General features: G+C 39.8%; 21 protein-coding genes. 12 read left to right on the forward strand and 9 right to left on the reverse strand.

Translation table 11 applies throughout. From position 1 onward, the window contains the following. Positions 1–89 precede the first annotated feature (89 nt). Both GJS41_RS10100 and GJS41_RS10105 read left to right on the forward strand, forming a co-directional pair. Positions 90–593 (forward strand): peptidylprolyl isomerase, encoded by a 504-nt coding sequence (locus GJS41_RS10100; protein WP_154247241.1) that lies wholly within the window; start codon positions 90–92, stop codon positions 591–593. Next, complete coding sequence (locus GJS41_RS10105; protein WP_154247242.1) at positions 593–1,309, forward strand: UDP-2,3-diacylglucosamine diphosphatase; 717 nt, start codon at positions 593–595, stop codon at positions 1,307–1,309. The genes GJS41_RS10100 and GJS41_RS10105 overlap by 1 nt, the downstream gene beginning before the upstream one ends. 2 nt (positions 1,310–1,311) lie before the next feature. On the opposite strand, the gene pepE is transcribed toward GJS41_RS10105, so the two are convergent. Genes pepE through GJS41_RS10130 form a run of 5 tightly spaced genes read right to left on the reverse strand, consistent with a single transcriptional unit; the run spans position 1,312 to position 6,575 of the window. Further along, entirely contained in the window at positions 1,312–2,022 is a 711-nt protein-coding gene (gene pepE, locus GJS41_RS10110; protein ID WP_154247243.1) for a dipeptidase PepE, read from the reverse strand. Between the two features lie 49 nt (positions 2,023–2,071). Further along, on the reverse strand, positions 2,072–2,683 hold the full coding sequence (locus GJS41_RS10115; RefSeq protein WP_154247244.1) for a tRNA-(ms[2]io[6]A)-hydroxylase: 612 nt from the start codon (positions 2,681–2,683) through the stop codon (positions 2,072–2,074). Between the two features lie 30 nt (positions 2,684–2,713). Further along, complete coding sequence (locus GJS41_RS10120) at positions 2,714–4,672, reverse strand: DUF3488 and transglutaminase-like domain-containing protein (protein ID WP_154247245.1); 1,959 nt, start codon at positions 4,670–4,672, stop codon at positions 2,714–2,716. Positions 4,673–4,683: 11 nt separating this feature from the next. Then, positions 4,684–5,637, reverse strand: a complete 954-nt coding sequence (locus tag GJS41_RS10125) for a DUF58 domain-containing protein (protein WP_154247246.1) — start codon at positions 5,635–5,637, stop codon at positions 4,684–4,686. 20 nt (positions 5,638–5,657) lie between these two features. Continuing rightward, positions 5,658–6,575, reverse strand: coding sequence for a MoxR family ATPase (locus tag GJS41_RS10130; protein WP_154247247.1), 918 nt, complete (start codon positions 6,573–6,575; stop codon positions 5,658–5,660). Positions 6,576–6,721: 146 nt separating this feature from the next. On the opposite strand from GJS41_RS10130, the gene GJS41_RS10135 reads away from it, so the two are divergent. From GJS41_RS10135 to GJS41_RS11425, 3 genes are all read left to right on the forward strand, one after another. Next, a complete protein-coding gene (locus tag GJS41_RS10135) occupies positions 6,722–7,252 on the forward strand; it encodes a hypothetical protein (protein ID WP_154247248.1) in 531 nt (176 codons plus the stop codon). Between the two features lie 108 nt (positions 7,253–7,360). Further along, complete coding sequence (locus GJS41_RS10140; RefSeq protein WP_154247249.1) at positions 7,361–7,981, forward strand: outer membrane beta-barrel protein; 621 nt, start codon at positions 7,361–7,363, stop codon at positions 7,979–7,981. Positions 7,982–8,221: 240 nt separating this feature from the next. Then, entirely contained in the window at positions 8,222–8,380 is a 159-nt protein-coding gene (locus GJS41_RS11425; protein ID WP_195758380.1) for a hypothetical protein, read from the forward strand. 149 nt (positions 8,381–8,529) lie between these two features. Here GJS41_RS11425 and fadJ read toward each other — a convergent pair whose 3' ends face one another. Continuing rightward, a complete protein-coding gene (gene fadJ, locus GJS41_RS10145; protein ID WP_154247250.1) occupies positions 8,530–10,677 on the reverse strand; it encodes a fatty acid oxidation complex subunit alpha FadJ in 2,148 nt (715 codons plus the stop codon). After that, positions 10,677–11,999 (reverse strand): acetyl-CoA C-acyltransferase FadI, encoded by a 1,323-nt coding sequence (gene fadI, locus GJS41_RS10150; RefSeq protein WP_154247251.1) that lies wholly within the window; start codon positions 11,997–11,999, stop codon positions 10,677–10,679. The genes fadJ and fadI overlap by 1 nt, the downstream gene beginning before the upstream one ends. 243 nt (positions 12,000–12,242) lie before the next feature. On the opposite strand from fadI, the gene GJS41_RS10155 reads away from it, so the two are divergent. From GJS41_RS10155 to GJS41_RS10185, 7 genes are read left to right on the forward strand one after another with little or no spacing between them, the layout of a single operon-like run. Next, entirely contained in the window at positions 12,243–13,262 is a 1,020-nt protein-coding gene (locus GJS41_RS10155) for a MoxR family ATPase (protein ID WP_154247252.1), read from the forward strand. 26 nt (positions 13,263–13,288) lie between these two features. Continuing rightward, on the forward strand, positions 13,289–14,323 hold the full coding sequence (locus tag GJS41_RS10160; protein WP_154247253.1) for a DUF58 domain-containing protein: 1,035 nt from the start codon (positions 13,289–13,291) through the stop codon (positions 14,321–14,323). Position 14,324: 1 nt separating this feature from the next. After that, positions 14,325–14,807, forward strand: coding sequence for a DUF4381 domain-containing protein (locus tag GJS41_RS10165; protein WP_154247254.1), 483 nt, complete (start codon positions 14,325–14,327; stop codon positions 14,805–14,807). Beyond that, a complete protein-coding gene (locus GJS41_RS10170; protein WP_154247255.1) occupies positions 14,800–15,822 on the forward strand; it encodes a VWA domain-containing protein in 1,023 nt (340 codons plus the stop codon). Before GJS41_RS10165 ends, GJS41_RS10170 begins: the two co-directional genes overlap by 8 nt. Further along, entirely contained in the window at positions 15,815–17,521 is a 1,707-nt protein-coding gene (locus GJS41_RS10175) for a VWA domain-containing protein (RefSeq protein ID WP_154247256.1), read from the forward strand. Before GJS41_RS10170 ends, GJS41_RS10175 begins: the two co-directional genes overlap by 8 nt. Before the next feature lie 35 nt (positions 17,522–17,556). After that, complete coding sequence (locus tag GJS41_RS10180; RefSeq protein ID WP_195758381.1) at positions 17,557–19,203, forward strand: BatD family protein; 1,647 nt, start codon at positions 17,557–17,559, stop codon at positions 19,201–19,203. A gap of 58 nt (positions 19,204–19,261) precedes the next feature. Beyond that, a complete protein-coding gene (locus tag GJS41_RS10185) occupies positions 19,262–20,020 on the forward strand; it encodes an SDR family NAD(P)-dependent oxidoreductase (protein WP_154247258.1) in 759 nt (252 codons plus the stop codon). A 44-nt stretch (positions 20,021–20,064) separates the two neighbouring features. On the opposite strand, the gene GJS41_RS10190 is transcribed toward GJS41_RS10185, so the two are convergent. Both GJS41_RS10190 and GJS41_RS10195 read right to left on the reverse strand, forming a co-directional pair. Continuing rightward, the gene (locus GJS41_RS10190; protein WP_154247259.1) at positions 20,065–20,280 is read right to left on the reverse strand and encodes a hypothetical protein; all 216 of its coding nucleotides are present in this window, start codon (positions 20,278–20,280) and stop codon (positions 20,065–20,067) included. 128 nt (positions 20,281–20,408) lie between these two features. Beyond that, positions 20,409–25,235, reverse strand: a complete 4,827-nt coding sequence (locus GJS41_RS10195) for an NAD-glutamate dehydrogenase (protein WP_154247260.1) — start codon at positions 25,233–25,235, stop codon at positions 20,409–20,411. Positions 25,236–25,335: the final 100 nt, after the last annotated feature.

Consider the following 25,335-nt stretch of genomic DNA (forward strand, 5'->3'; position numbering starts at 1 on the left):
AAGCATTATTATATGCGGCAAATTAAGCTTGATATTGTAGCCACTGAGCGCCATCTAGGCTACGTCAATTTTCATAAAAAGGTTAAATTATGGCTAAAGTTACACTTACCACTAATCACGGTGATATTGTTCTTGAATTAAACGCAGCAAAAGCGCCGAAAACGGTAGAGAATTTTTTGAATTATGTGCGTGCTGGCCACTATGAAGGCACTGTTTTCCATCGCGTGATCTCTAACTTTATGATCCAAGGTGGCGGATTCACTGCTGATATGGAGCAAAAAGATACTCAAGCGCCTATCGAAAACGAAGCCAATAACGGCTTATCAAACGTAAATGGCTCAGTCGCTATGGCTCGTACTATGGAGCCACACTCTGCGTCATGCCAATTTTTTATTAATACCAAAGATAATGATTTCTTAAATTTCTCCAGTGAAACATCACAAGGCTGGGGCTACTGCGTTTTTGGGCAAGTCATTGAGGGCATGGATGTGGTCGAGTCTATTAAAGAAGTGGAAACCGGCTCTTACAGTGTGCATCAAGATGTACCAGTAGAAACTGTGTTAATTGAAAAAGCGACCATCAGCGAAGAATAATGCGTCACTTTATTTCTGATCTGCATTTGTGCGAAGAGCGCCCTGACTTAACGGCGCTCTTTACAAGATACATGAATGAAATAGCACCTAAATCAAATGAGCTATTTGTATTAGGTGACTTGTTTGAGAGTTGGATTGGCGATGACGATGATTCTGACTTTGTAAAGTCAATTACTGCTCAGTTTAAAGCCTATGCTGACTCAGGAAAAAAGCTCTATTTTCAACACGGTAATCGCGATTTTTTGTTGGCGAACGAGTTTGCCAATAAAACCGGAGGAGTGATTATTGACGAAATACATCCACTTGTCATCGGTGACCAAAACGCCATTTTAATGCATGGCGATTCGCTCTGTTGGGATGATGTGGAATACCTAGAGTTCCGTAAAATGGTTCGCTCTGATGCTTGGCAACAACAGTTGCTATCACAACCATTAACCGTTCGACGCGCAATCGCGGCAGACCTTCGTCAAAAAAGTAAAGACGCCCAAGAAAATAAAGCAGAATCCATAACGGATGTGCATCCAGAAGCTGTCGAACAAGCATTGCAAGAGAATAATGCCACCATTTTGATTCATGGTCACACCCATCGCCCTGATTTTCACGACTTAGAAGTTAATAACAAACATTGTCAAAGAATCGTCCTTAGTGACTGGGACGAACAAGGTAATTATTTAACCGTCTGCAAGAGTGATATAGAGAGCCATTACTTTAAATAAGCCTATAATAGCCAACTAATATCCGAATCAGCGTTGATGGTTCGGATAGCTTCTCCATCCCTAAACACTAAACCATCTTTTTTGCCTCTAAGGTACAGATTACCTCCATCAAGTTCTAAAGCAGTACCTTCTTTAATTCCGATAACGTATTTATCTGGGTTGGCACAAGTGTACTCATAAATACGTTCAGCGCGAGTTTCGCCATTATGATTCGGTGGCTGGTAATCGGTGTAATGCGGATTAATCTGAAAAGGTACTAAGCCTAAAGCCTTAAAACTTCTAGGTTGAACGATAGGCATATCATTAGTGGTACAAATACTTAAGCCAGCCATATTCGAGCCAGCGCTCCAGCCAATATAAGGAGTCCCTGAAGCAACCTTTCTACGAACAGCATCTAATAACTCATTATCATAAAGCTGCTTTAATAAATAAAAAGTATTGCCGCCACCAATGGCGATAGCATCAGCTTCTTCCACGGCGCTAATAGGATCTTTAAAGCGATGAACTGAAGTGACAATTTTATCAATACCGATAAGCGCACCATTAACCTTTTCTTCATAGGTATCATAGCCCAAAGCAAAACCGGCATACGGGAGAAATAAAATGTTCTTGATGGTTTTAGGTAAAAACCCATCAATTAGTGGTAAGGCATGTTCAAGGTAGCTCGTTCGTCCTTCTCTTGAAGCGCTAAGTAATAATAATTTTTGTTTCATAACCGTTTCTATAATGGATTCCCGCCTTCACGAGAATGACCTTAAAAATTTAAGCAGGAACCCCTGAGTGAAAACGAAATAGAGGATCTGGCGATTCTATAAGCTCTCTTTCTTTAGTTAAGAAAAATTGCACTCTTTCATCGATGGCTTTATCGGAATAACGCATCGCCAAGTCTAAATAATCCATGAAGTGGCGTGATTCAGACTTTAATAAAAAGCGATAATATTTTGCTAGCTCAGGTTCAGACTCATCAAAATATGGCGCTAACGCATGAAAACGTTCACAAGAACGAGCTTCAATAATAGCACCAATAATCAAGCCATCGATTAACCTTTGAGGTTCATCTTTTGCAGCATATTGATGCAAGCCGGCGGCATAGCGAGATGGCTTTATAGCTCTATATTTAATACCGCGCTTTTCAATAAAGTCTAAGACCTGCTCAAAATGCAATACTTCTTCTCTTGTCAGTTGAGAAAGCTTTTTCAACAGCTCTATATGCTCTGGATAACGAAACATTTGCTTAACCGCTGTAGCTGCTGCTTTCTTTTCGCAATGAGCATGATCGATTAAAACAAGCTCCAATTCAGTGGTTGCTTTTTCTAACCAAGCTTTCGGCGTTTTGCACAATAAAAAATTATGGATGGGCGTGATATCGGCCATAAAAACTTCAAATACAATAGAGTGCGGCTATTATAACGCTTTCACCTGAGTTTTAAATCTTTGCAGTAAATTATCCTTATCGGATACTTTCTTATAGCGTAGGGCAATATAAAACTTTATAGGCGTCGAATATTTTTTATACAACTCAGGGTATTCCCTTTGCAATAACTCAAGAATAGCTTTAGGCCCCAAATGTGGTGAAATTATCACTTCTTGCTTCATTAACTTAGTTTTTAAAAGCTCATAATACTTCTCTATAGGATCGCGCTTGCTAGATTTTCGTAGCAGCCAAAGTCCAAAAACCAAGCCTGAAACGATCAAAGCAAAAACCAAACCATAGCCAAGAAAACGCCATTGGTTAGACTTTATTCCAATCTTGCTTAACCAATTGTTTTGTTGATCTTGACCATAACCCATCAATGAATCATCCCAAAAGCTTTTGATAGCATCCCATCGCAATTGCAGCTTTTGGATAAATCCCTGCGGCAAATCAAAACCAAATTCTTTATCACTAAACCAACTATCTCGACGAGTAGCGCGAGTTCTTAAATCCGCTTCGACCCTACTAGGATCAATGGCTGCAGTTGGATCAACCCTAATCCAACCTTGGTTATCGACCCAGACTTCAGTCCATGCATGTGCATCGGATTGCCTGATCAAATAAAAATCACCGTAGGGGTTATACTCACCACCTTGATAGCCAGTCACAACTCTAGCAGGCACCCCTGCAGCACGCATAATAAAAACAAAGGCGCCGGAGTAATGCTCACAAAAACCTTCTCTGGTATCAAACCAGAAACCATCCACGACTTCTTCTTCAAGCACTTCTGGCGTTAAAGTATAGCTGTATTCTTGTTGGTTAATAACATTTAGCGTTCGCTGAATAAAATCTTGGGTGGAACTCGATTGAGCAAATAACTCTTGCGCCCATTGACGCGTTCTTTGGTTACCAGTTGCTGGCAGTTGAAGATTCACATTTCGATGAGTAACCGATAACTCAACCCCTTGATAATCATAAGTCACAGCTTCCGCGCTATAACTGAATTGGGTGGTAATCTTCCTAGGACGGCGCCACGTAAAATCATTAAACAAAAAAGTACCTTTTGGAGATGTCGCCAATTGCTCCAAGCCAAAAAGCCAGCGTGACTGATTAGGCTCCATTTGTACCTTGTATTGATGACGGGAGGTGAAGTTTGGAATATTTGTAGTACGCGTCGGTGAACGCACTCCCTCACGCCATGTAAAGCCATCGTAATCTGAAAAGACCATACCGCGCCAATACATATCATTAGCACTAGGCGCAGTCGATTCAAACTTGACGCGAAATGCAGGGTCATCAAAAGTAGTTAATGAACCAATATCACCTGGACTCATACTGTCAGAAATACCTGTACCACCTTGGCTACTATCAGGCATTGCCCATAAAGGACCTGGCAATCTTGGAAATAGAAAAAACAGTACCAACATTATGGGTAAAGCTTGCAGTAAAGCTACGCCAGATATTTTACTGAGATGTTTTAAACCTTGAAAGCCGTGAATTGAATTAAGAGCTACTAAACCTGAAAGAATGGCAATCATAGCTAGCAATAAATAAAGACCCATCACTATGGATTGATTGAATAAAAATGCCATCACCATAATAAAAAAGGAAATAAACAAGGTTAAAGCTGCATCCCGATAACTTTTAGATTCAAGTAATTTAAAGCCGTACATTAAACAAATAAGGCTTACCCCAGCATCACGTCCACTAATAGTTCTAAAGTGAAAGTAGACTCCTGCCAGAGCTGAAAAAACGAAAATCAAAACAATCCAAGCTGGTAATTTTATTTGCAATCTATAGCTAAGAAATTTAAAAAGCATAAGCGCAATTGTGCTAGCCGTTACCCAAATAGGAATTTCAAACCACAGAGGAAAGAGCACCAATGCCTGCACAAAAATCAGCATTGGGATAATTCCTTGTCGATGAATATTAAGTTCTTTTGCTTGCAAATTTATTCTCGTTAAAAAATTGCCAGTGCCGTTAAGCAATCGTATAAATGCTTGTCGCCATTGGCTAAGTCAAACTTTTTTTCTGGCATTTCCAAACCGAAATCGATGCCTTTTTTGTTGGCTTCTATTAATTCGTGACACAAATAAGATAATGCTAATTCTTTTTCATAGTGTGCGACTGACTGCCAACTAAATATTTTTTGTTGGCCCACTTTATCTTCAAACTCCTTGCTTAACATCCCCCGCCCTCTGGCATAAGCTTTCCACATAACCTGCTTCAAAGGATCTCCAGGTTGATATTCCTTAACACTATAAAAATCTTCGCTGCCTTTCATCGAATGACTACCCTCTTCATCGCCTTGATTACTATCGCTTAAATTAATCGGCGCTGGAATAGGTTTAGGGTATGCCAGAACTTGGTATGGTATTTTAAACCAAGACCAGACTTGAAAAATACCAAAGGGAAAGACACTGGAAATCACCATGCGTGGCACGTTAAACCAGCCACGCTTTGTGACTAGAAACGTTTTTGTAAATTGACTACTGGATTGCTGTGGCACATCCAATAAGCTCATCTTTACTTTAGTTTCGCCAATACCAACACTTGCGCGATACTGTTGCGTTCCATTGATCACTTCAATGTCTAAAGTTGCACTCTCACCAACATAAACAGCCTTAGGTTTGATCATTTTTATTTTAAGCTGACGTAAGTTACGGTAAGTGTAAAAAGTAGAGAGCGAACCAATGGCGAGTAACACGAACCCAGCCATATAGCCCATATTGTTTTGATAATTAGTTGCTGCTATCAAAATTAACACTATGATCAACAGCATTAACCAACCGTATCGTGTGGGTAAAATATAGATGTTTTTTTGCTTGAGCTGAATTTCAGGCGCAGTCGGTAACCGAGCTTCTATCCACCGGTAAAAGCGCTTTTGGATCCGTTTAATAATTTTATTAATCAATCTTCTGACTAATAGCTAGTTTAACTAGGAACGCTAACTTGTTCTAATAATTCACTGACAAGCTTAACCGAGTCACCCGATGTTTTTTGAGAAAACTCTAGACGATGTGCTACTGCTGGGATAAAGGTTTGCTGAATATCTTCAGGCAATACATAATCTCGACCATCTAAAAACGCCCAAGCCTTCGCCGCGCCAATAAGCGCCAAGCCTCCCCGTGGAGATAAACCATGTTCAAAATCGGGACTTTGACGAGTAGCTTTAATTAAGTGAATGACATAATTCAGCAAATGCTCACTGACTGTTACTTTAGCAACCTCTTGTTGGATTCTCATTAAGTCTTCTAAACTTAACATTGGCTCTAGAGTATTAAGATTTTGACGGCCAGATTTGCCTTGCAACAAAACGCGCTCAAAACTCGCATCAGGATAACCAAGCTGAATTCTAAATAAAAAACGGTCGAGTTGTGACTCAGGCAGCGGATAAGTCCCAATTTGGTGTGACGGGTTTTGGGTAGCAATCACAAAAAAAGGCTGTGGCAATGCAAAGGTTTCACCTTCAACCGTAACTTGCTGCTCCTCCATGGCTTCTAGCAAAGCACTTTGTGCTTTTGGCGTAGCTCGATTGATTTCATCACCAAGGATTAACTGACTAAAAACAGGTCCAGGATGGAATTTAAACTGCCCATCATTTTTATCAAAAATATTTGCGCCTATAATATCCGCTGGCAGAATATCACTTGTAAATTGGATGCGCTGAAACTCAAGTCCAAATACTTTGGCTATAGCTTGGCCTAGAGTAGTTTTACCCATTCCAGGAAGATCTTCTATCAATAAATGCCCTTCCGCCAACAAGCAAGCTACAGACAATTTAACTTGATGCGACTTTCCTAAAACTACTTTATTGAGCTGATTTAATACCGGTGTTAAAGCTTGATGCATCTCTTTCCTTTTTTTTAATTAAAATTCACTATTAATGTAACAGGCTATGAATGAACCTATTTATTTCAAATCGATTCAGTTTTTATTCATTTAACTCAATTCACAATGAGCTCGACATAAACACTAATATACATGAGGAAATAATAATGTCATTAAAGAAAGTTTTTCTAGCAACCACCTTAGCCTTATCTTCTGGAATTACCCTAGCTAGCGGCGTTAGCTATGACTACCTTGATGTTAGCCTGCAAGAATATGACGGCGCAGATGGTTACAATTTTGAATTATCAAAATCTTTTTCAAGTAACTTATATGGTCGAATAGACTATACCGATTTGGATGGCGATTTTGGCGGAGAGTTTTCAGCTACTCGCTTGAACTTAGGTTATCTTGCTAGCCTTAACTCTAGTGTAGATTTCATTGCCGAGCTTGGTTACGAAGACATCGATGTAGGCGTTGCTGATGATAATGGTTTCAATGCTCGCTTAGGCTTTAGAGGTATGGCCACCAACCAATTAGAGCTGGGCGCTTTTGCTAGCTATTCTGATGTGCTGGAATCAACTGATATCACGGTCGAAGGTCGCTACCACTTTACCGATCAGCTTTCACTCGCTTTAGAAATTGGTAACGATGACGAATTAGATGAGCACTATGGCGTCAGCGTTCGATATAGTTTCTAGCAAATCGCTTATCAAAGCCGCTTTTTAGCGGCTTTTTTATTATCTACATTTAGTATCCTGGATAATTTATAGTATCATTCACGCAATTAAAGTAATTTTGGACTTCCGATGAAAAAGATAATAACAGCATTAGTGCTTTCCGCTTTAGGTTTCTCAGCTAATGCCAATGACAAACTCAACTATAATTATATACAATTTGGCTTTATCCAGAGTGCAGGCGAACTCACTAGTGATAAATTTGGTTATAACTTCGATATTAGTTTTGACTGGACCGAATCTCTATACATAAAAACTCGTTACAACACTCAATCTGCTGATGTTTACGCCTCAGGGTTAAAAGCCAACAGCGACGCCACTGAATATAGCTTTAGTCTTGGTTATCATGCAGCTTTAAGTCGCTCTTCTGACTTTTATGGTGAAATAGGCTTACTAAAGCAAGATGGCCAAAGTTTACTTAGTCAAACCACTTTTGGTAATGACGGCGAAGGTTTCTTGGCGAAGCTTGGCGTTCGTACACGTTGGAGTGCCGCTTGGGAAACTAATCTTTACGCGGGATACCAAGATATTGATCTTGCTGACTATGTTGATATAACTAGTTACGAGGACGATGACATCATTTTTGGTGCTGAGCTGCGTTACTATTTAAATAAGACTTGGTCACTAGGCCTAGCTATAGGCGAAGAAGCCACTGGCGAAACGAGCCAGCTGACACTAAGAGCTAACTTTTAAGCCTTAGGGACAATTTCAAAACTATAATCACGCTTTTACATTCAGTGGTTTTGTGACATCAATCACTGAATGTATAAAAAGCTGACACTTTTGCAAACCATTTCACAAATACCCCTTCTTTTATGCGATTTCTGACACACAAATAGTTCAATCATAGTGTTAAATTTTCTGACAACGAAAGGCTAGATAGATTTAATCCCTGATTTAGCCTTGATTTAAGCAAAAGCGCAGAGAAACATTATGAAATATTTATTAGGTATAGCCGCATTATTAGTTATTAGTAAGTTTGCACTTTCAAACCCGCAAGCTGTTACTTATTTAAATGATTACAAAGAGTTACTGATGGCTGCAGCTCTAACTCTAGCTTCACGCCCACTTCTAAAAAGGATTTTCGAATAGGGCTCTTTTATAAAAGAATCATTGTCCTCTGATATAGCGGCTTCAAGCCGCTTTTTTTGCCCTTAACATAAGATGATTGATCAAAAAAGCCCAACAGTTAATGTTAGGCTTTAAAGTGTTTCTTGTAAGTAAATACTAACTATAGAGCGCTAACCATAGAAAGTCTCTTTCTGCTCAGCCATTGAAACTAATTTTGCTGCAGGAGAAAAGCGCTCTCCATGCAAGGCTTCATAATGTTTTAAACGAGCAATTACTTGTTCAATACCCATGCCATCCATATAACGGAAAGGGCCACCTCTAAACGGTGGAAAGCCTATACCAAATATGGCGCCAATATCACCATCACGTGCGCTACGAATAATGCCTTCATCTAAACAACGTACTGCTTCATTCAGCATCAATAAAATGCCTCTTTCGGCGATTTCATCATTAGACATAGACTTTGTCGGCTCGACGCCAAGAAGCTGATACACACTGCTATCGACTTCCTTAGGGCCTTTTTGCTTTTTACCATATTGGTAAAAGCCTTTTCCGTTCTTCTTACCCAGACGATTATCTGCAATTAAGCGTTCGAAGATTTTAGGTGGAGCCATGCGCTCACCAAAAGCATCTTCAAGAATAGGCGCAACTTTGGTGGCAACATCAATCCCCACCTCATCCAATAAGGTAATAGGTCCAACCGGGAATCCAGCTTTTACTAAAGCTTTATCTAATTGCTCAACCGCCACACCTTCACTTAACAACAAGCCTGCTTCATTCATGTAAGGTGCTAAAATACGGTTGACATAAAAACCTGCACCATCATTGACCACGATTGGGGTTTTACCTTGTTTTTTACCTAATTCGACACAAGAAGCCACTACCCAATCTGCGGTATCAGGAGTAGTAATAATCTCTAATAGTGGCATTTTTTCAACTGGTGAAAAATAATGTAGCCCCACCACTTGTTCGGGACGCTTAGCAGCTTTAGCAATCTCAGTAATTGGAATTGAAGAAGTGTTTGTGGCAAAAATAGTTTTGTTAGAACAGTTAGCCTCAACTTCATTAACCATTTGATGCTTCAACTCTAACTTTTCAAAGACTGCCTCAATCACCATATCGCAATCATGAAAGCCATCGTAATTAATTGAACCTGTTAAACGCGACATGGTTTTCTTAGCATCTGCATCACTGATAAAACGGCGCTTCACTTTTTTCGAGATAATCTTCCAAGAGTAATTTAGAGCTTTATTGATACCATCGGCGCTAATATCTTTGATACGAACCATTTTATTAGCCTTATCAGCTGATACATACGCAATGCCTGAACCCATCAAGCCGCCACCCAAAACTCCAACCTTATCGATAGTAGCTGGCTGAACATCAGAGTCGATACCCGTATCTTTTTTCAACTCGGTTGTGGCGAAGAAGATATTGATCAAAGACTTAGCTTCTGAAGACATAACCAGCTCTGCAAAATTTTTCGCTTCAATCGCAAAACCTGCGGCTTTACCCTGTGAAACACCTTTTTCTACACACTCTAAGATTTTTTCTGGCGCGGGGTAATTTCCTTTGGTTTTCTTCAATAATTGCTTTTTAGCCTGATCAAATAAAATATTACGACCAATTGGGTTTTTCTCAAGTGCTAAGGTTTGCAAAGCTTGCATAGAGAAGATTGATTTTTTCTTTTGCTGACCTTTGCGTAATTGCATCAAGCGCTTTCGAGCAGCCTTTATTAAGTTAGCACTTGCAGTAACTTCATCTACTAAACCAAGCTTTAAGGCTTTTTTCGGAAAAACCTGTTTACCTGTTAACATCAGATCTAAAGATGCCGCGATTCCAATTAATTTAGGCAAACGCTGAGTACCGCCGCCGCCTGGTAACAAGCCAATTTGTACTTCAGGTAAACCTAACTTGGTAGACTTATCATCAGAACAAACACGGCCATGACAGGCCAATGCAAACTCTAAACCACCGCCAAGGCAAACACCATCAATAGCAGCAACTACAGGGATGTTTAATGCTTCAATTTTATCGAAAATAATATGGCCATTGCGACTCATTTGCTCGGCTTCTTCTACCGTTTTAGCTGAGTTCAACATATTTATATCAGCGCCGGCGATAAAACTCTTTGGCTTACGGCTGGTGAAAATAACGCCTTTAATTTCTTTTTGTTGAGCAATGTCCTTGATGAGACTATCGGCTTCATCAATAAACTCTTGCTTTAAAACATTTTGTGCTTCACCCTCGACTTCAAAGGAAACAATGGCGATACCGTCATCTTGTAAATCAAATTCAAAAATACTATTGTTAGCCATTAGTCCACCTCCACGATCATAGCTGCACCTAAACCACCAGCAGCACAAGCCGTGGTTAAACCTACGCCACCGCCACGACGCTTCAATTCATTCAATGTTTGAGTAATCAAACGAGCACCCGTAGCGGCAAATGGATGACCATAAGCTAGTGAGCCTCCATTGACATTAAACTTATCCATATCAATATCACCAATTTTGGTTCTTTGGCCTAACTTGTCTTTGGCAAACTGAGTCGAACCAAACGCTTGCACATTAGAAAGCGCTTGCGCAGCAAAAGCTTCATGCATTTCAATGAGATCCAAATCTTTTAATTTCATTTTTGCTTTTTTAAGCGCCAATGGCGTCGCATAAGATGGCCCCATTAACATGTCATGATCGGCTTGGTTAGCGGAAAAAGCATAGCTTTTTATGTAACCTAAAGGCTTATATCCTAAAGCTTTAGCTTTCGATTCGCTCATTAAAACCACCGCCGAAGCACCATCACTTAATGGCGTAGAATTGGCAGCGGTTAAGGTTCCATATTTTTTATCGAATGCTGGACGTAATTTGGCATAACCTTCTAAAGTCGAATTAAAACGAACGATATTATCTTGGCTCAAAGGTTCTTTAGTATATGGTGGAACATGTGCAGTCATAACTTCATCATTCAGCAAACCCGATTCCCATGCTTTAGCCGCTAAGGAATGAGAACGATGCGCTAAAGCATCTTGCTCTTCACGAGTAATGCCGCGATCACGCGCCATTTGTTCAGCATTTTGCCCCATACTCAAGCCGGTAGAGTACTCTTTAATCGCAGGTGGTACTGGCAACAAGTCGCCAGGACGAAGCTTTTTTAATATCGCTAGTTTCTGCCCAAAGGTTCTCGCCTTTTGTAAATCAACTAAAGCTAAAGACAATTTTTTACTAACACCAATCGGCACCACTGAAGAAGAGTCAGCACCTCCAGCAATGCCAACAGAAACGTCACCTAACATAATCGAGTCAGCCAAACTCGCTATGGTTTGGAAACTGGTAGCACAAGCTCTAGAAATCGAATAAGCATCAGTACGCACATTCATTGGCGTACCCAGTACAATTTCGCGAGCAATATTTGGAGCTTCCGGTAAAACTACCACTTGCCCAAAAACCACTCGCTCAATTAAATCTGGATCCAGCTCTGTTTTAGTGATCAGTTCATTCACCACCATCTTACCCAATTCAATTGCATTCACACCTCGATAGTGAGTAGCTTGCTTAGCAAAAGGGGTTCTTAAACCTGAAACGATAGCCACCCTATCTTGCTTAGGGCGTTTTGTGGTCTTTTTGGCGACTTCAGCGCTCATACTTAGCTCCAATAATAAATCTTATCCATCGATTGTACCTGATGCTATAATTTTTTCAAACAAACGTTTAAATGGTCAACCGTGATTATCTGGTTGATAATCTCCAGCTTTTGCTCATTAAGTACAAGATATAAGGATAAAGACACAATTAGTTGCATTTTTTTGCAATTCAAGGCTACACAAGAGATGATAATTTCATTAAATTATAATGCCCTGAAATGCTAGGCATGGAATAGAAGAATTTTGAAAGAAGAATCGATCAGACCCGAAACCAAGACAGCAAACAACCCTAATCTTGAGAATAGTGAGCAAAACCATCATTTTAATAATTTAGAGCAATATCTAAGCTCAAGAATTATTGGTCAAAAAGATTTAGTCCATAAGATCTTGATTGCACTATTGGCAGATGGTCATTTGCTCGTAGAGGGCGCGCCAGGCTTGGCAAAAACTCGAGCCATCAAAGAGCTTTCTCGTGTCATAGAAGGTGACTTCCAGCGTATTCAATTTACACCAGATTTGTTACCGGCGGATTTAACCGGTACTGAAATATATCGCCCACAAGATTCCAGCTTTAGCTTCCAAAAAGGACCTTTGTTTCACAACCTAGTATTGGCAGATGAAATCAACCGTGCACCAGCAAAGGTTCAGTCAGCGTTACTAGAAGCCATGGCGGAACGTCAAATCAGTGTTGGTAATAATAGTTTTCAACTACCGCCATTATTTCTAGTGATGGCGACACAAAATCCTATTGAGCAAGAAGGCACTTACCCGCTACCCGAAGCTCAGCTAGATCGCTTCTTGATGCATATAGAAGTAGGCTATCCTGATAATCAAGCTGAATCTGCAATTTTGGCGCTGAATCGCCGCGAGGCATTTGAAGATAGTGCACCAACTATTCCAGAACTGTCTCAAGAGCAGTTATTTGCCGCCCGCAAAGAAGTAGTGTCACTTTATATGGCGCAAGAAGTAGAAGATTATTTAATTCAACTGGTCTTAGCTACTCGTCACCCTGAAAAATATGATAATAAGCTTGGCCAATACATTGAATTTGGCGCCAGTCCTCGCGCCACCATTGCTTTAGATCGATGCGCCAGAGCAAATGCTTGGTTAAGCGGGCGAGACTATGTGACTCCAGGCGATGTTCAAACCGTGCTTTTCGATACTTTGCGTCACCGTATTATTCTTAGCTATCAAGCTGAAGCAGAAGGCATCAATAGTAATCAGGTCATTGAGCAATTAATCCAGCTAGTACCTACACCTTAAGCATTTTGATAAGGTAGCTATTTAGCATGCAGAAAAGTTTTTCAGCCAATAACCTATCGCTCCAAGCGGAAACCATTGAGCTTAGTCTGGAACAATTGATTGCTTGCCAATATATGGCAAACGACAAGGTTCCATTACCTAATAAAAAAACCAAAGCTCACTTAGTTGGCGGCCATTTGTCTCCTTTCAAAGGCCGTGGTATGGAATTTTCGGAAGTTAGACAATATCAAGCTGGCGATGATATTCGAACTATCGACTGGCGAGTTACCGCCCGAACTGGCAAGGTACACACTAAGATTTTTCAAGAAGAGCGTGAGCGTCCAGTATTTATAGTTTTAGATTTACAAGACAGCATGTTTTTTGGCTCCAAAAATCGCTTCAAATCCACCCTAGCGTCTATCCAAGCAGCTCGGGCTTTTTGGGTTGCCTTCAATTCAGGCAACCGAGTTGGTGCTTTACTCAACAATGCTCATACTCATCATGAGCTTAAGCCGTCCAACCGTCGAAAAGATGGACTGAGGATGCTGCAAAAAATATTAGAAGTTCATAACCATCGATTGTCGGAACTCTACAATCCTCAATCACAAGCTGAATCCTATAAAATTAATCGCAACTCTTTAAGTGATTCATTATTAAGGCTGCGTCACTTAACCAAGGGTGGCTGCCTGATTTATGTTTTTAGTGATTTTATGGACTTCACTGACGAATGTGATAAACATTTAGCGCACTTATCGCAACATAATGATATTTATGGCGTCATGTTGAGTGACCCGCTTGAACAAACTATTGATGTAGCTGGACATTATCACGTCACCGATGGTCATAACACTCTTGGCTTTAATGCCAATAGCCGCAAAAATGTTCGTAACTATCAGCAGCATTTTGCGCAAAGATTTGCCAATATAAAAAATCGTTTTATACAAAACCAGTGCTACTTTAATCACTTAAGTACCCAGCATTCGATTAATCATTTGGCCTTAAACCCTATGGCGTTAGAAAGACAAGTGGCAATGTTTAATCATACCGACGCGCTGCAACCTTCTACATTAATGAACAATTAAAATGGCGCAACAAGAATTGCTATCAAAACTTAAAGATGTGCACTTACCTGCTGAGGTGAGTTGGTGGCCGTTAGCCATTGGCTGGTGGCTATTAATCGGTTCCCTTTTGCTCAGCTTAACAGTTTTGCTTGTTATCCGACTTCAAAAGGCAAAGAAGTTTCGATTAAGTAAATTAGCTATTAAAGAGCTGAACATTATCGCCTCTTCTCACAGTGACAACTGGCTAATGCAGTTAGAAGTATTATTAAAACGCGCCAGCCTTGCCTATTTCCCAAAGCCGAAAGTAGCCAGCTTGACCCAAGAAAGCTGGATCAACTTTTTAATCTCCACGGGTAAAGATGTTTGGAATGATCAATCTTTAATGCTGCTAAAAGATGGTGTATTCCAAGATAAAAAAGCAATTCCAACAAGCCATAAAAACCAGTTGCTTTCTGAAGCAAAACAATGGCTATTGCAACTCCCTTTGGAGACTAACAATGTTTGAATTGGCCTGGCCTTGGATATGGGTATTAGCACCACTGCCAATATTAGTCTGGTGGCTCAGCCAAAGAAAAGCACAGCAAAATGCTTTACGAGCACCCATTTTTTTACAGTGGCAACAATTTAAAGATAACCATCAAGAGTCCAGTTTTAACTTCCCTTGGTTATTAATGCTTATTTGGCTTTTGTTATTATTAGCCGCTAGTCGTCCACAATGGATTGGCGACCCGATAAGATTACCTGCTAGTGGCCGCGACCTAATGGTATCGATTGACGTTTCAGGCAGTATGGAAATGAAGGATATGGTTGTTGAGCGTAAACAGGTCGACCGGCTGATTGCGGTTAAGCATATTCTTAACAGTTTCATTGAACGACGCGAAGGCGATCGACTCGGTTTGATTTTATTTGGTGAACAAGCTTATCTACAGACACCTTTAAGTTTTGATCTAAAAACGGTTCAGATAATGCTGAACGAAAGTGAAATAGGTTTAGCCGGTCCATCTGCTACTGCAATTGGCGATAGTATCGGACTAGCCGTCAAACGCCTCAAAGATCGTAATGCTAAAAATCGAGTGCTCATTTTACTTACCGATGGTGTTAACAATGCCGGTATATTAGATCCGCTGCAGGCTGCGCAACTTGCTGAGCATGCTGGCGTGACTATCTATACCATCGGTATTGGCGCCGATGAAGTGGTGACCAGCAATGGATTATTCAGCCGCCGCTTTAACCCTTCTCGCGAATTAGATGAAGAAACTCTAACTAAAGTAGCTGAACTAACTAATGGCCGTTATTTTAGAGCAAGAGATACAGAGTCTTTAGATGAAATTTATAATATCATTAATGAGCTAGAACCAGTCGAGCAGGACCAAGAAACTTATCGCCCTACTAAAGCCTTATTTTTCATTCCTTTATTAATGGTATTAATCATCAGCTTACTCAATAAATTCATCCAACTATTCAGCACTAGGCGAGCAACTGACGCCATCACAAATGATAGAGGTATTGCTAATGACTGATTGGTTATTTAATACCTTCGGGATTTACTTTATTCGCCCCTGGGCATGGCTATTATTAATTCCTGTAGTGCTCTTATTTATTTGGCAAACCAGTAAGAAAAATTATCAATCAAGTTGGTCAAATTTAATTGATGACCATTTATTACAATGGATTTTACCTAATACTGACGACAAGCAAAAAAAACCGCTAAGGAATTTTCTTCTGCTGGCATTTTGGTTGTTAGTTGTTACCGCTCTATCAGGGCCGAGTTGGAATAAATTACCCCAACCCATTTATTCAAGTAACGATGCAAATGTTCTGGTCTTAGATCTTTCAAGCTCTATGGATGCTCAAGATATAGCACCAAGTCGACTAGCGCGGGCTAAATTCAAGCTCTATGATCTGCTACAACAAGTCGCGGAAGGTAATAGCGCTTTAATCGTATATGCCGGTGATGCTTTTATCTTAAGCCCACTAACCAGTGACGAAAAAACCATAGAGAACTTAATTCGCCCACTAGAAACTGAGTTAATGCCCATCAAAGGCAGTCAGCCTCAACGTGGTATCGAAAAGGCGATAGAACTACTTGAGAATGCTAACCAAGTTACAGGCAACATCATCTGGGTAACTGATGGTGCTGAAACCAGCCAACTAGAAACCATCAGCAACTTAATTAGCAACACCAATTTTCAGCTTAAGATATTAGCAGCAGGAACTGATGAGGGAGCACCGATCAAAATGCCAGGCGGGCGTTTTTTAAAAGACTCTAGCGGTAATATTGTGGTGCCAAAACTAAATTATTCACAGCTAGCTGAATTTGCCAATAGTAATACAGCGATTTTAACAGCCATTACTGCTGATAATACTGATATAAGCATTTTAAGCGCGAATAACTTAAGCCCGCTGGATAATAATTATCAAAAAGAAGATATTTTTGCCGATAATTGGCATGACTCAGGTTATTGGTTAATATTATTGATGCTTCCTATCGTGATTTACTCTTTTAAAAATAAAAATGTTCTAGCGGTTTTATTGCTTTCTGTAGCTTTATACTCGCCCTATCAAAGCACTCAAGCCAGTGTCACCGATAAACTATTTTTGAACAAAGACCAGCAGGCTCTCAAGCAATATAAACAAGGTGAATTTTCTGAGGCAGAGTCAAAATTTAAAGATCAACACTGGAAAGCCATTGCTGCCTACAAAAACGGTGACTATGCAGCGGCTAGCAACTATTTATCACAAGCCCAGTCCGCAGATGAGCTTTATAACTTAGGCAATGCTCTGGCGCTAGCTGGAGACTATCAAACGGCTATTGATAGTTACCAAAAAGCAATAGACTTAGATAACGAACATCAAGATGCTATTTTTAATAAAAAAGTAATAGAAGACTTGTTGCAGCAGCAAGAGCAGGAAAACCCTTCTGAGCAAGAGCAAGAACAAGAGCAACAACAAGAACAAAATGAGCAAGAGCAACAAGAGCAACAAGACCAGCAGAATCAACAGCAGCAAGACAGCCAGCAGCAAAACGAAGAACAAGAAGAGCAGCAAGAGAAATCACCTGAGCAGCAATTGAAAGAGCTTTCTGAGCAAGAAAAGCAGCAAGAGTTAGAGCAGTGGCTTAAAAAGATTTCGGACGACCCTGGCCGTCTTATTCGTAACAAAATGAAGCTTGAGTATAATCGTAGAGGCTACCGTTCCCAGCCTTCAAAAACTTGGTAATTATTGAAACTATGAGATTTTTATTAATACTTCTTTTGAGCCTATTATCAATCAACATAGCTCATGCAAAAATTGACATTGCTATAGATAGAAATGATGTCAGAGTTAATGAAACTTTTCAGCTGACCATTAATGTAGAAGACCCAAAAACTTTATCGGCTCAGCAAAGCATGGATTTTTTACCTAGTGAATTACAAGTTTTAAGTAGTCAGCATTTCCAAAAAAGCACGGTTATTGATAAACAGTTTGCTAATCAAATGGGCTGGACCTTAACTCTGATTTCAAGCCAGGCTGGCACTTACAGCATTCCTAAATTTCGTATTGGAAATGAGGAGTCAGAGGCTTTTACCATAAGAATATTGCCCGCGATTTCGAATCTGGACGAGCTGAACCCAAATTCAAAAGTCAAAATGACAGCACGAATTAGCGATGAAGAAGTGTATGTTCAACAACAGATTATCTATACCGTCAGAATTTATAGTTCGGTTCCTAGCAGAAGACATTATCTAGAGCCTTTAAACGTAGATAATGCCATCATCAAAAAGCTTGGCGATGCATCTGATTTTCAAATGATGAGTCAAGGTGTTCGCTATAATGTTAAAGAAGAAAAATATGTTATTTTTCCACAGCAAAGTGGCGAGCTGGCAATTCCGCCGATGCAGTTTAGGACCAATATTGTTGATACTCAAGCATCGTTTGGTAGCTTGAGCCGTTACCGCCCTATAGAGCTGCAATCTAAACCCTTTACCGTTCAAGTAAAGCCAAAACCTGCTTCAGCAGAAACACCTTGGATCCCTGCAAAAGCGCTAGAGCTCACCGCTCAATGGCAAGAAGGCGTAGATTCTTTTGAAGTTGGCAAACCCGCAACTTTAGACTTCTATATTAAAGGAGTTGCATTACTACCCGAGCAACTTCCCACAATTGAATTTCCGGAAATAACTGGCTTAAAAATCTATCGCGACAAACCCATATTGCAAAGCCGAATTAATGCGAATGGTGTTAATAGTTACCATTTAGAAAAACTTGCCATCATTCCAAACCAGACTGGTCAAGTGACTATTCCTGCATTAAAGATACCCTACTGGGATACCACAAAAGACGTGCAAGCCTTTGCTGAATTAAAACCTGTTACCATTAGTATCCAAGACAAGGTTAATACCATTAACTTACCTTCCATTACCCAACAGCAATCGCTAGATGCCCGTAACAACCCTGTATCTGAAACTGCTCAGCCAAGTTACTGGCAATATTTAACTTACGGATTTGCCCTTCTTTGGTTGACGACTTTATTATTATTTCTTTTCAGAAAGCGTAAGCCCGCAGTAGAGACTCAACCTCTCGAAAAAAGCTCTACTTTGAAAACGTCTTCCGAAAGTATTAAATTAAAAGCCTTGGCTAAAGAAACCAATCCAAGAGATTTTGCCAATACATTGCTTCAATGGTACTCACATGCTAGCCAATCAAGCTTTACTAACCTTAATCAAATAATTAATCAGTGCAACAACCCAAAGCTAGCACTTGAATTATCTAGATTGCAAACTGCTCTTTATGCAAATACGGTAAATACAGGTAAGCCAAATGATTGGGATGGTTTAAAAATCCACTCCCTGCTTTCTTCGATAGATTTCAAAAAAGTTAAGGCGGATAGAAAAAGACATCTACCTCCCCTTTATCCTGAATAACCTGCTTCCTGATTAAAATACTGATAAAATAGTCGCAATAAATTAAAGAGAGAAACTTATGAATATTTCTTCAACTAAAGCCATTATAAGCGGTGGAGCTTCTGGTCTAGGCTTTGCTTGTGCCAAGATGCTAATCGATAACGGCGGCTCAGTAACTTTGTTAGATATCAATAAAGAGCAAGGAGCAAAAGCTGTAGCTGAGTTGGGCAGCAAGGCGCACTTTATCGTTACTGATATAAGTCAAGAACAACAAGTTGAAAGCGCCGCAGATAAAGCCGCAGAGTTAATGGAAGGAATTAATCTTGCCATTGGTTGCGCAGGTATTCTAGGTGCAGGTTTAATCCATAGTAAAAAAGGCCCTATGCCCGCGGACTACTTTCAAAAAGTGGTCGATATCAACTTAGTCGGTAGCTTCTTACTTACCCGTGCTGCATCAAAGCATATGCAGGCTAATGATGCTAACAATGGTGAAAAAGGCGTTATCATTCATACGGCCTCTATCGCAGCCTATGAAGGTCAAGTTGGTCAAACTGCTTACTCTGCTACAAAAGCAGCAATTACCGGTATGATTCTGCCTCTAGCAAGAGAATTTGCCCGCATCGGTGTTCGAGTGATGGCTATCGCTCCTGGCGTATTCGAAACACCTATGATGGAAAAAATCACTCCAGAAATTTGTGAACAAATTGCAGCAGGAATTCCAAACCCTTCCCGCTTTGGAAAACCTGTAGAGTTTGCTAAAACCGTTAAGCATATTATTGAAAATCAATACTTAAACGGCAACACCATACGCCTAGATGCAGCAGCTAGATTACAGTAATTTAACTCTTTAGATCCAATGTCGTATTTGCTGATTGCTACGACTTACAAAGCATTCGGCATTGGATTACATTTCACCATTTGCAGAAACAACCGATCAATCTCTTGTTCAATCCCCACTAATGTAGCTGCGTCTAATTTTTGTCTATCCCAGTAACTATCGAATTGTTCACTATATTTTTTTGCTTTGGCTTCTTTTTCTCTCTTCTGCATAACTAACTGCAATGCTTTTAATTCATCTGGAACTACTAATACACACATGTTCAATTACCTTCTGTTTAATTGTTAATGATATTTGAACAAATAAATATTGTGTCTTAATGGTGCAATTATGACGAATTATGGACATAAAAAAGCCCGATGTTTATCGGGCTCTTGAACTAAGCATGCTAATTAATTAGACGATGACTTCGTTGCACTAAAATTTGCAACTCACGAAGAGCCACTGAAAACTTGGCAAACTCATGAGTATTTGATTGCTTAAAATCAGCAACCATTTCCGCCCAACGCGATAGCAAGTCATCGTGCTTTGCTAAAAAGTGATCAATCCTATCATCTGCAGATTTTTGTTTTTTCGTAAGTGGAAGAACAGCTTCAATTAAATTACGTTGCTGATAATCCAACTCTTCACGGAAAGCCGCTCGAGCAAAGGCTTGCCAGTGATTGCCTACCGGCTGTGCAATGATTTGATTTAAGAACCAGTGCAAGCCAATTTTGTTACCTAGCTTGTAATAGACTTCCGCCACCAATTGAATTGGGAGCTTGTACTGTCTTGCTAGTTCGATAATATCCATTGCCGAGAACATAGTGCTTAAATAGGCCACTTGCTTAGCAAGTTTGGTCGGTACGCCTTTCGCCACTAGATCTGCAACATCTTTTTCAATACCTGCCGCCTCTTTAGTTTCCAAGGTTTTTCGTACTATTTTTTGCAGTTCATTAACCCCACCTTTAAAGAAGTCGACAATAGCTTCAATAGACTGGTCCTTACTACGATTACGAACAAACCAACGAGTAGCTCTTCTTACAATTCGGCGAGCTTGGAACATCATCTCAATTTGCACGTCTGCCGCAATTTGATTATCCAACTCTTCGATACTGCGCCATAAACCTTGCATATCAAATACTTCTTTAGCCATGGCATAACATTGCGCGACTTCTCCAATGTTAGCGCCAACTTCGTCCATCACTCTGAATGCAAAATTGGTGCCCATCAAATTAACCATTTCATTTGCCACACTCATAGCAATGATTTCGTCTTTTAATGGGTGCTTATCCATCTTTGCTTGATATTTTTGGCGCAAAGGTTTCGGGAAATAATTATGCAAATATTGCTGGAAGTATTTTTCCTGAGTTACCGCAGGAATACGCAACTCGTCTTTCAACTCCATTTTCCCATAAGCTAACAAGACTGATAACTCCGCACGGGTTAGACCACGCTTTTTAACTTCGCGTTCCATTAATTCTTCATCGGAAGGTAGATATTCTAATTCTCGATCTAATAGACCACGTTTTTCTAAGCCATGGATAAAGCGCATATGCTCTTTAACCATGGAACTAGCACGACGTTGTGTAATACTCAGCGATTGAATTTGACGGTAATTATCTTCGATGACAATATCAGAAACTTCATCGGTCATTCGAGCTAATAAATTGTTTCTCTGTTTAACGGTTAACTCGCCATCATTCAAAATGGTATTGAGTAAAATCTTAATATTAACTTCATTATCAGAGCAGTTAACACCGCCCGCATTGTCGATAAAGTCTGTATTCGCACGACCGCCAGATTGCATATACTCAATTCGACCAAGTTGAGTGCAACCTAAATTACCGCCTTCGCCAATAACTTTGGCTTGCATTTCATTGCCGTTAACCCGCACTCTATCATTAGCTTTGTCACCGACATCTGAGTGACTTTCTTTAGTTGATTTAAGATAGGTTCCAATACCACCATTCCAAAACAGATCAACCTGCATTTTTAAAGCTGCATGAATAAACTCATTAGGAGATAAGCTTTTGGCTTTAACTCCAAGCATAGTCTGAATTTCTGGGGTAAGCTCGATTGATTTAGCGCTTCGCTCAAAAATACCGCCACCTTTGGAAATTAATTTTTGATTGTAGTCTGACCAACTAGAACGTGGTAATTCAAATAATCTTTGACGCTCTTTAAATGTCTTGGCCGCATCAGGCGTTGGGTCAACAAAGATGTGCAAATGATTAAAGGCTACCTGCAAGCGAATATGTTTTGATAATAACATTCCGTTACCAAAAACATCACCTGACATATCTCCACACGCTACTACCGTAAACTCTTCTGATTGACTGTCGATGCCCATTTCGCGGAAGTGGCGTTTGACCGATTCCCAAGCTCCTTTTGCAGTAATCCCCATGGCTTTATGGTCATAACCATTGCTACCACCTGAAGCGAAAGCATCGCCCAACCAGTGATCATAATCCTCAGAGATCCCATTAGCTATATCTGAAAAAGTTGCAGTCCCTTTGTCTGCCGCGACTACTAAATAAGGATCATCCTCATCGTGAACTATTACTTGCGTAGGCTGCACTATATTTCCGGAAACTATATTGTCCGTGATATCTAATAAAGCGCTAATAAAGATTTTGTAACACTCTACCCCTTCTGCAAAAAATGCATCCCTACCGCCAGTTTTAGGTAGTTGCTTACAAACAAATCCGCCCTTAGCACCCACTGGAACAATAACTGAGTTTTTTACTTGTTGAGCTTTTACTAATCCTAAAATTTCTGTTCTGAAGTCTTCTCGACGATCGGACCAACGCAATCCCCCACGTGCAACCTTGCCACCTCTCAAATGTACGCCTTCTACTCTTGGAGAATAGACAAAAATTTCAAACATTGGAACTGGTTTAGGAATATCAAAAATTTTATTAGGTTCTAATTTAAAGGAGATATAGCTTTTCTCTTTACCATCAGCGGCTGGTTGGTAAAAGTTAGTTCTTACCGTTGCTTTGATCAGCTCCAAATACTTATTGATAATACGGTCTTGATCTAAGCTTGAGACTTGTGCAATTAATTTATTTAAATCTTTGACTAGCGCGTTAAATTTTCTCACAGAAAATTTTTGTTCCGGATCAAACTTTAAACTAAATAAATCTGCTAATGCTCTGGATATTTCTGGGTAATCACTCAAAGTATCTTCTATAGAAGACTGACTGAAAGTGAAACCGATCTGCCACATATATTTGGCATAAGCACGCAACATCGCTACCTGGCGCCAATTCAGTGAAGCTCCAATGATTAAACGATTAAAGCCGTCTTTTTCAGTTTGATTTGACCATGCTTTGGCAAAAGCCACTTGGAAGTTATCACGAACCTGATCTAGATTGATTGCATTAGGGTAATGAATATTAAAATCCATTATCCAATAGGTTCCTAACTTATCGGACTTAACTTTGTAAGGCGTTTCATCAATAACCCGCATCCCCATATTTTCGAGCATGGGTAGCACTTCAGACAAATGCATCGGACTATCTTTATGGTATAGTTTAAACCGAAGTTCACCCTCCAAAGATTCTTGTGAACGATATAAAAGCATTCCCAATTCTTTTGTATCGCTTAAATTCTCAATATGTTTGATATCAACAATGGCTGAGTTAACTGTTTGTTGGTTCTGATAACCTAATGGGAAAGCACTTTGATATTTCTTTAATAGATAGGCCGCTTGCTTATCGCTGAAGTGATAACGAATTTCATCATCAAGAACTTCTTCCCAGCTTAACGCAGCATCTTCTATTTCGGCTTGTAACTCTTCATGATCAAACTGAACTAACTCGGTGTTTTTAACAGGGACCACAAAATGGGTACGGGCCAAAACAGACTCAGAGAACAAAGTATTAAACTCTATATTAGCTGTACTGTTAAAATTCTTAGCTAATATTTTCTCAATTTTTTTACGTATCTTAGTATTATAAGTATCTCTAGGGATGAACGTTAACACTGAAAAATAACGGCCAAAAGGATCTCGCCTCACAAACACTTTTACTTGACGTCTTTCTTGAATGTGTAAAATTCCTAAACCAAATTCTAACAACTTAAGCGTTGGAGTTTGGAATAACTCATCTCTTGGGTAGGTTTCTAGAATGTTCTTGAGCGCTTTATAATCATGCCCACCAGCTTGTAAATTTGATTCAGACAAGACATTGGCAATCTTTTTGCGTAGTACTGGAATAAATTGCGGGTCCATATTGTAGGCAGCGGAGGTAAACAAACCAAAGAAGCGATATTCACCAATGACTTCACCTTTGGCATTTATTCGTTTTATCCCTATATAGTCAATATGGCTTGGGCGGTGAACAGTAGAGACATTGCTTGTCTTAGTAAGGATTAATAAGTGTTCATTTGAAAGGGCTAGTTTTTGCGCACCTTTTGGTGCCATAGATAAATTATATTCCTTATACTTTTGTTCATTTGATAGAATCCCAAGGCCAGTTCCCTTAACCGATTGAAGTGCTGTTTGTTTCGCAGTCTTATTTAGATCATAAGCTCTAAATCCCATAAAGACGAAATGATTTTGACCAACCCAGCGTAAAAAATCTAATGCTTCTTCAATCCGCTCAGCCAACATTGGTGGCGGGTTTTCCTCAAGCTCATCGATAATCGAGTGCATCTTATTACGCATTGGCTCCCAATCTGATACGGTCGCCCTAACGTCACTTAAAATACGCGATAAATCTGCTTGCACTTGAAAAAGTAACTCTTCATCTAAAATGCGATCGACTTCAAGGTACATTGGAGTTTCAATGTTACCTTCGCCTTCTAAAGCTTTTTCCAATTCACGAATTTTACCAGATTTACTCCGACGAATATTCATCGGGACATGCAGATGCATATGCACATCTATACCTTGACGATTTAACTCCATACGAATCGAGTCCACCAAAAATGGCATGTCTTTATGATTTAACTCGATGATGCTATGCTTTGCCTGCCAACCGTTAGACTCCATAGTCGGATTAAACACTCGTACTTTGCTAGTACCATCAAAGTCTTGAATAAAATTCCACAGGCTCAAAACAGAGTCATAAATATAACGAGTGTCTTTTTCTGCGAACTCATCATAGGAAACACTGCTGTAAAGAATTTCTGCAAAACTTGAAACCAAAGGCGCTTTGGTTTTTGCTATTTTTTTATTGATAAGTGTCTTAATTTGGGCTAATTGCTTTTTAGCTTGAGGGCTTGCCATAATTCTGTCCTGGTCCAATTACTTTAATAATAATATCGGCAAATAACTTATACGATTTTAGGACATTTAAAACAAAAATGGCACTGAATTTTAAAAAAAC

Source organism: Kangiella sp. HZ709 (genome assembly GCF_009674675.1).
Lineage (GTDB): Bacteria > Pseudomonadota > Gammaproteobacteria > Enterobacterales > Kangiellaceae > Kangiella.

Coding starts and splice junctions, on each gene's coding strand:
- GJS41_RS10100 (WP_154247241.1), top strand. CDS start 90: ATGGCTAAAGTTACACTTACCACTAATCACGGTGATATTGTTCTTGAA.
- GJS41_RS10105 (WP_154247242.1), top strand. CDS start 593: ATGCGTCACTTTATTTCTGATCTGCATTTGTGCGAAGAGCGCCCTGAC.
- pepE (WP_154247243.1), bottom strand. CDS start 2,022: ATGAAACAAAAATTATTATTACTTAGCGCTTCAAGAGAAGGACGAACG.
- GJS41_RS10115 (WP_154247244.1), bottom strand. CDS start 2,683: ATGGCCGATATCACGCCCATCCATAATTTTTTATTGTGCAAAACGCCG.
- GJS41_RS10130 (WP_154247247.1), bottom strand. CDS start 6,575: ATGCATCAAGCTTTAACACCGGTATTAAATCAGCTCAATAAAGTAGTT.
- GJS41_RS10135 (WP_154247248.1), top strand. CDS start 6,722: ATGTCATTAAAGAAAGTTTTTCTAGCAACCACCTTAGCCTTATCTTCT.
- GJS41_RS10140 (WP_154247249.1), top strand. CDS start 7,361: ATGAAAAAGATAATAACAGCATTAGTGCTTTCCGCTTTAGGTTTCTCA.
- GJS41_RS11425 (WP_195758380.1), top strand. CDS start 8,222: ATGAAATATTTATTAGGTATAGCCGCATTATTAGTTATTAGTAAGTTT.
- fadJ (WP_154247250.1), bottom strand. CDS start 10,677: ATGGCTAACAATAGTATTTTTGAATTTGATTTACAAGATGACGGTATC.
- fadI (WP_154247251.1), bottom strand. CDS start 11,999: ATGAGCGCTGAAGTCGCCAAAAAGACCACAAAACGCCCTAAGCAAGAT.
- GJS41_RS10160 (WP_154247253.1), top strand. CDS start 13,289: ATGCAGAAAAGTTTTTCAGCCAATAACCTATCGCTCCAAGCGGAAACC.
- GJS41_RS10165 (WP_154247254.1), top strand. CDS start 14,325: ATGGCGCAACAAGAATTGCTATCAAAACTTAAAGATGTGCACTTACCT.
- GJS41_RS10170 (WP_154247255.1), top strand. CDS start 14,800: ATGTTTGAATTGGCCTGGCCTTGGATATGGGTATTAGCACCACTGCCA.
- GJS41_RS10175 (WP_154247256.1), top strand. CDS start 15,815: ATGACTGATTGGTTATTTAATACCTTCGGGATTTACTTTATTCGCCCC.
- GJS41_RS10185 (WP_154247258.1), top strand. CDS start 19,262: ATGAATATTTCTTCAACTAAAGCCATTATAAGCGGTGGAGCTTCTGGT.
- GJS41_RS10190 (WP_154247259.1), bottom strand. CDS start 20,280: ATGTGTGTATTAGTAGTTCCAGATGAATTAAAAGCATTGCAGTTAGTT.
- GJS41_RS10195 (WP_154247260.1), bottom strand. CDS start 25,235: ATGGCAAGCCCTCAAGCTAAAAAGCAATTAGCCCAAATTAAGACACTT.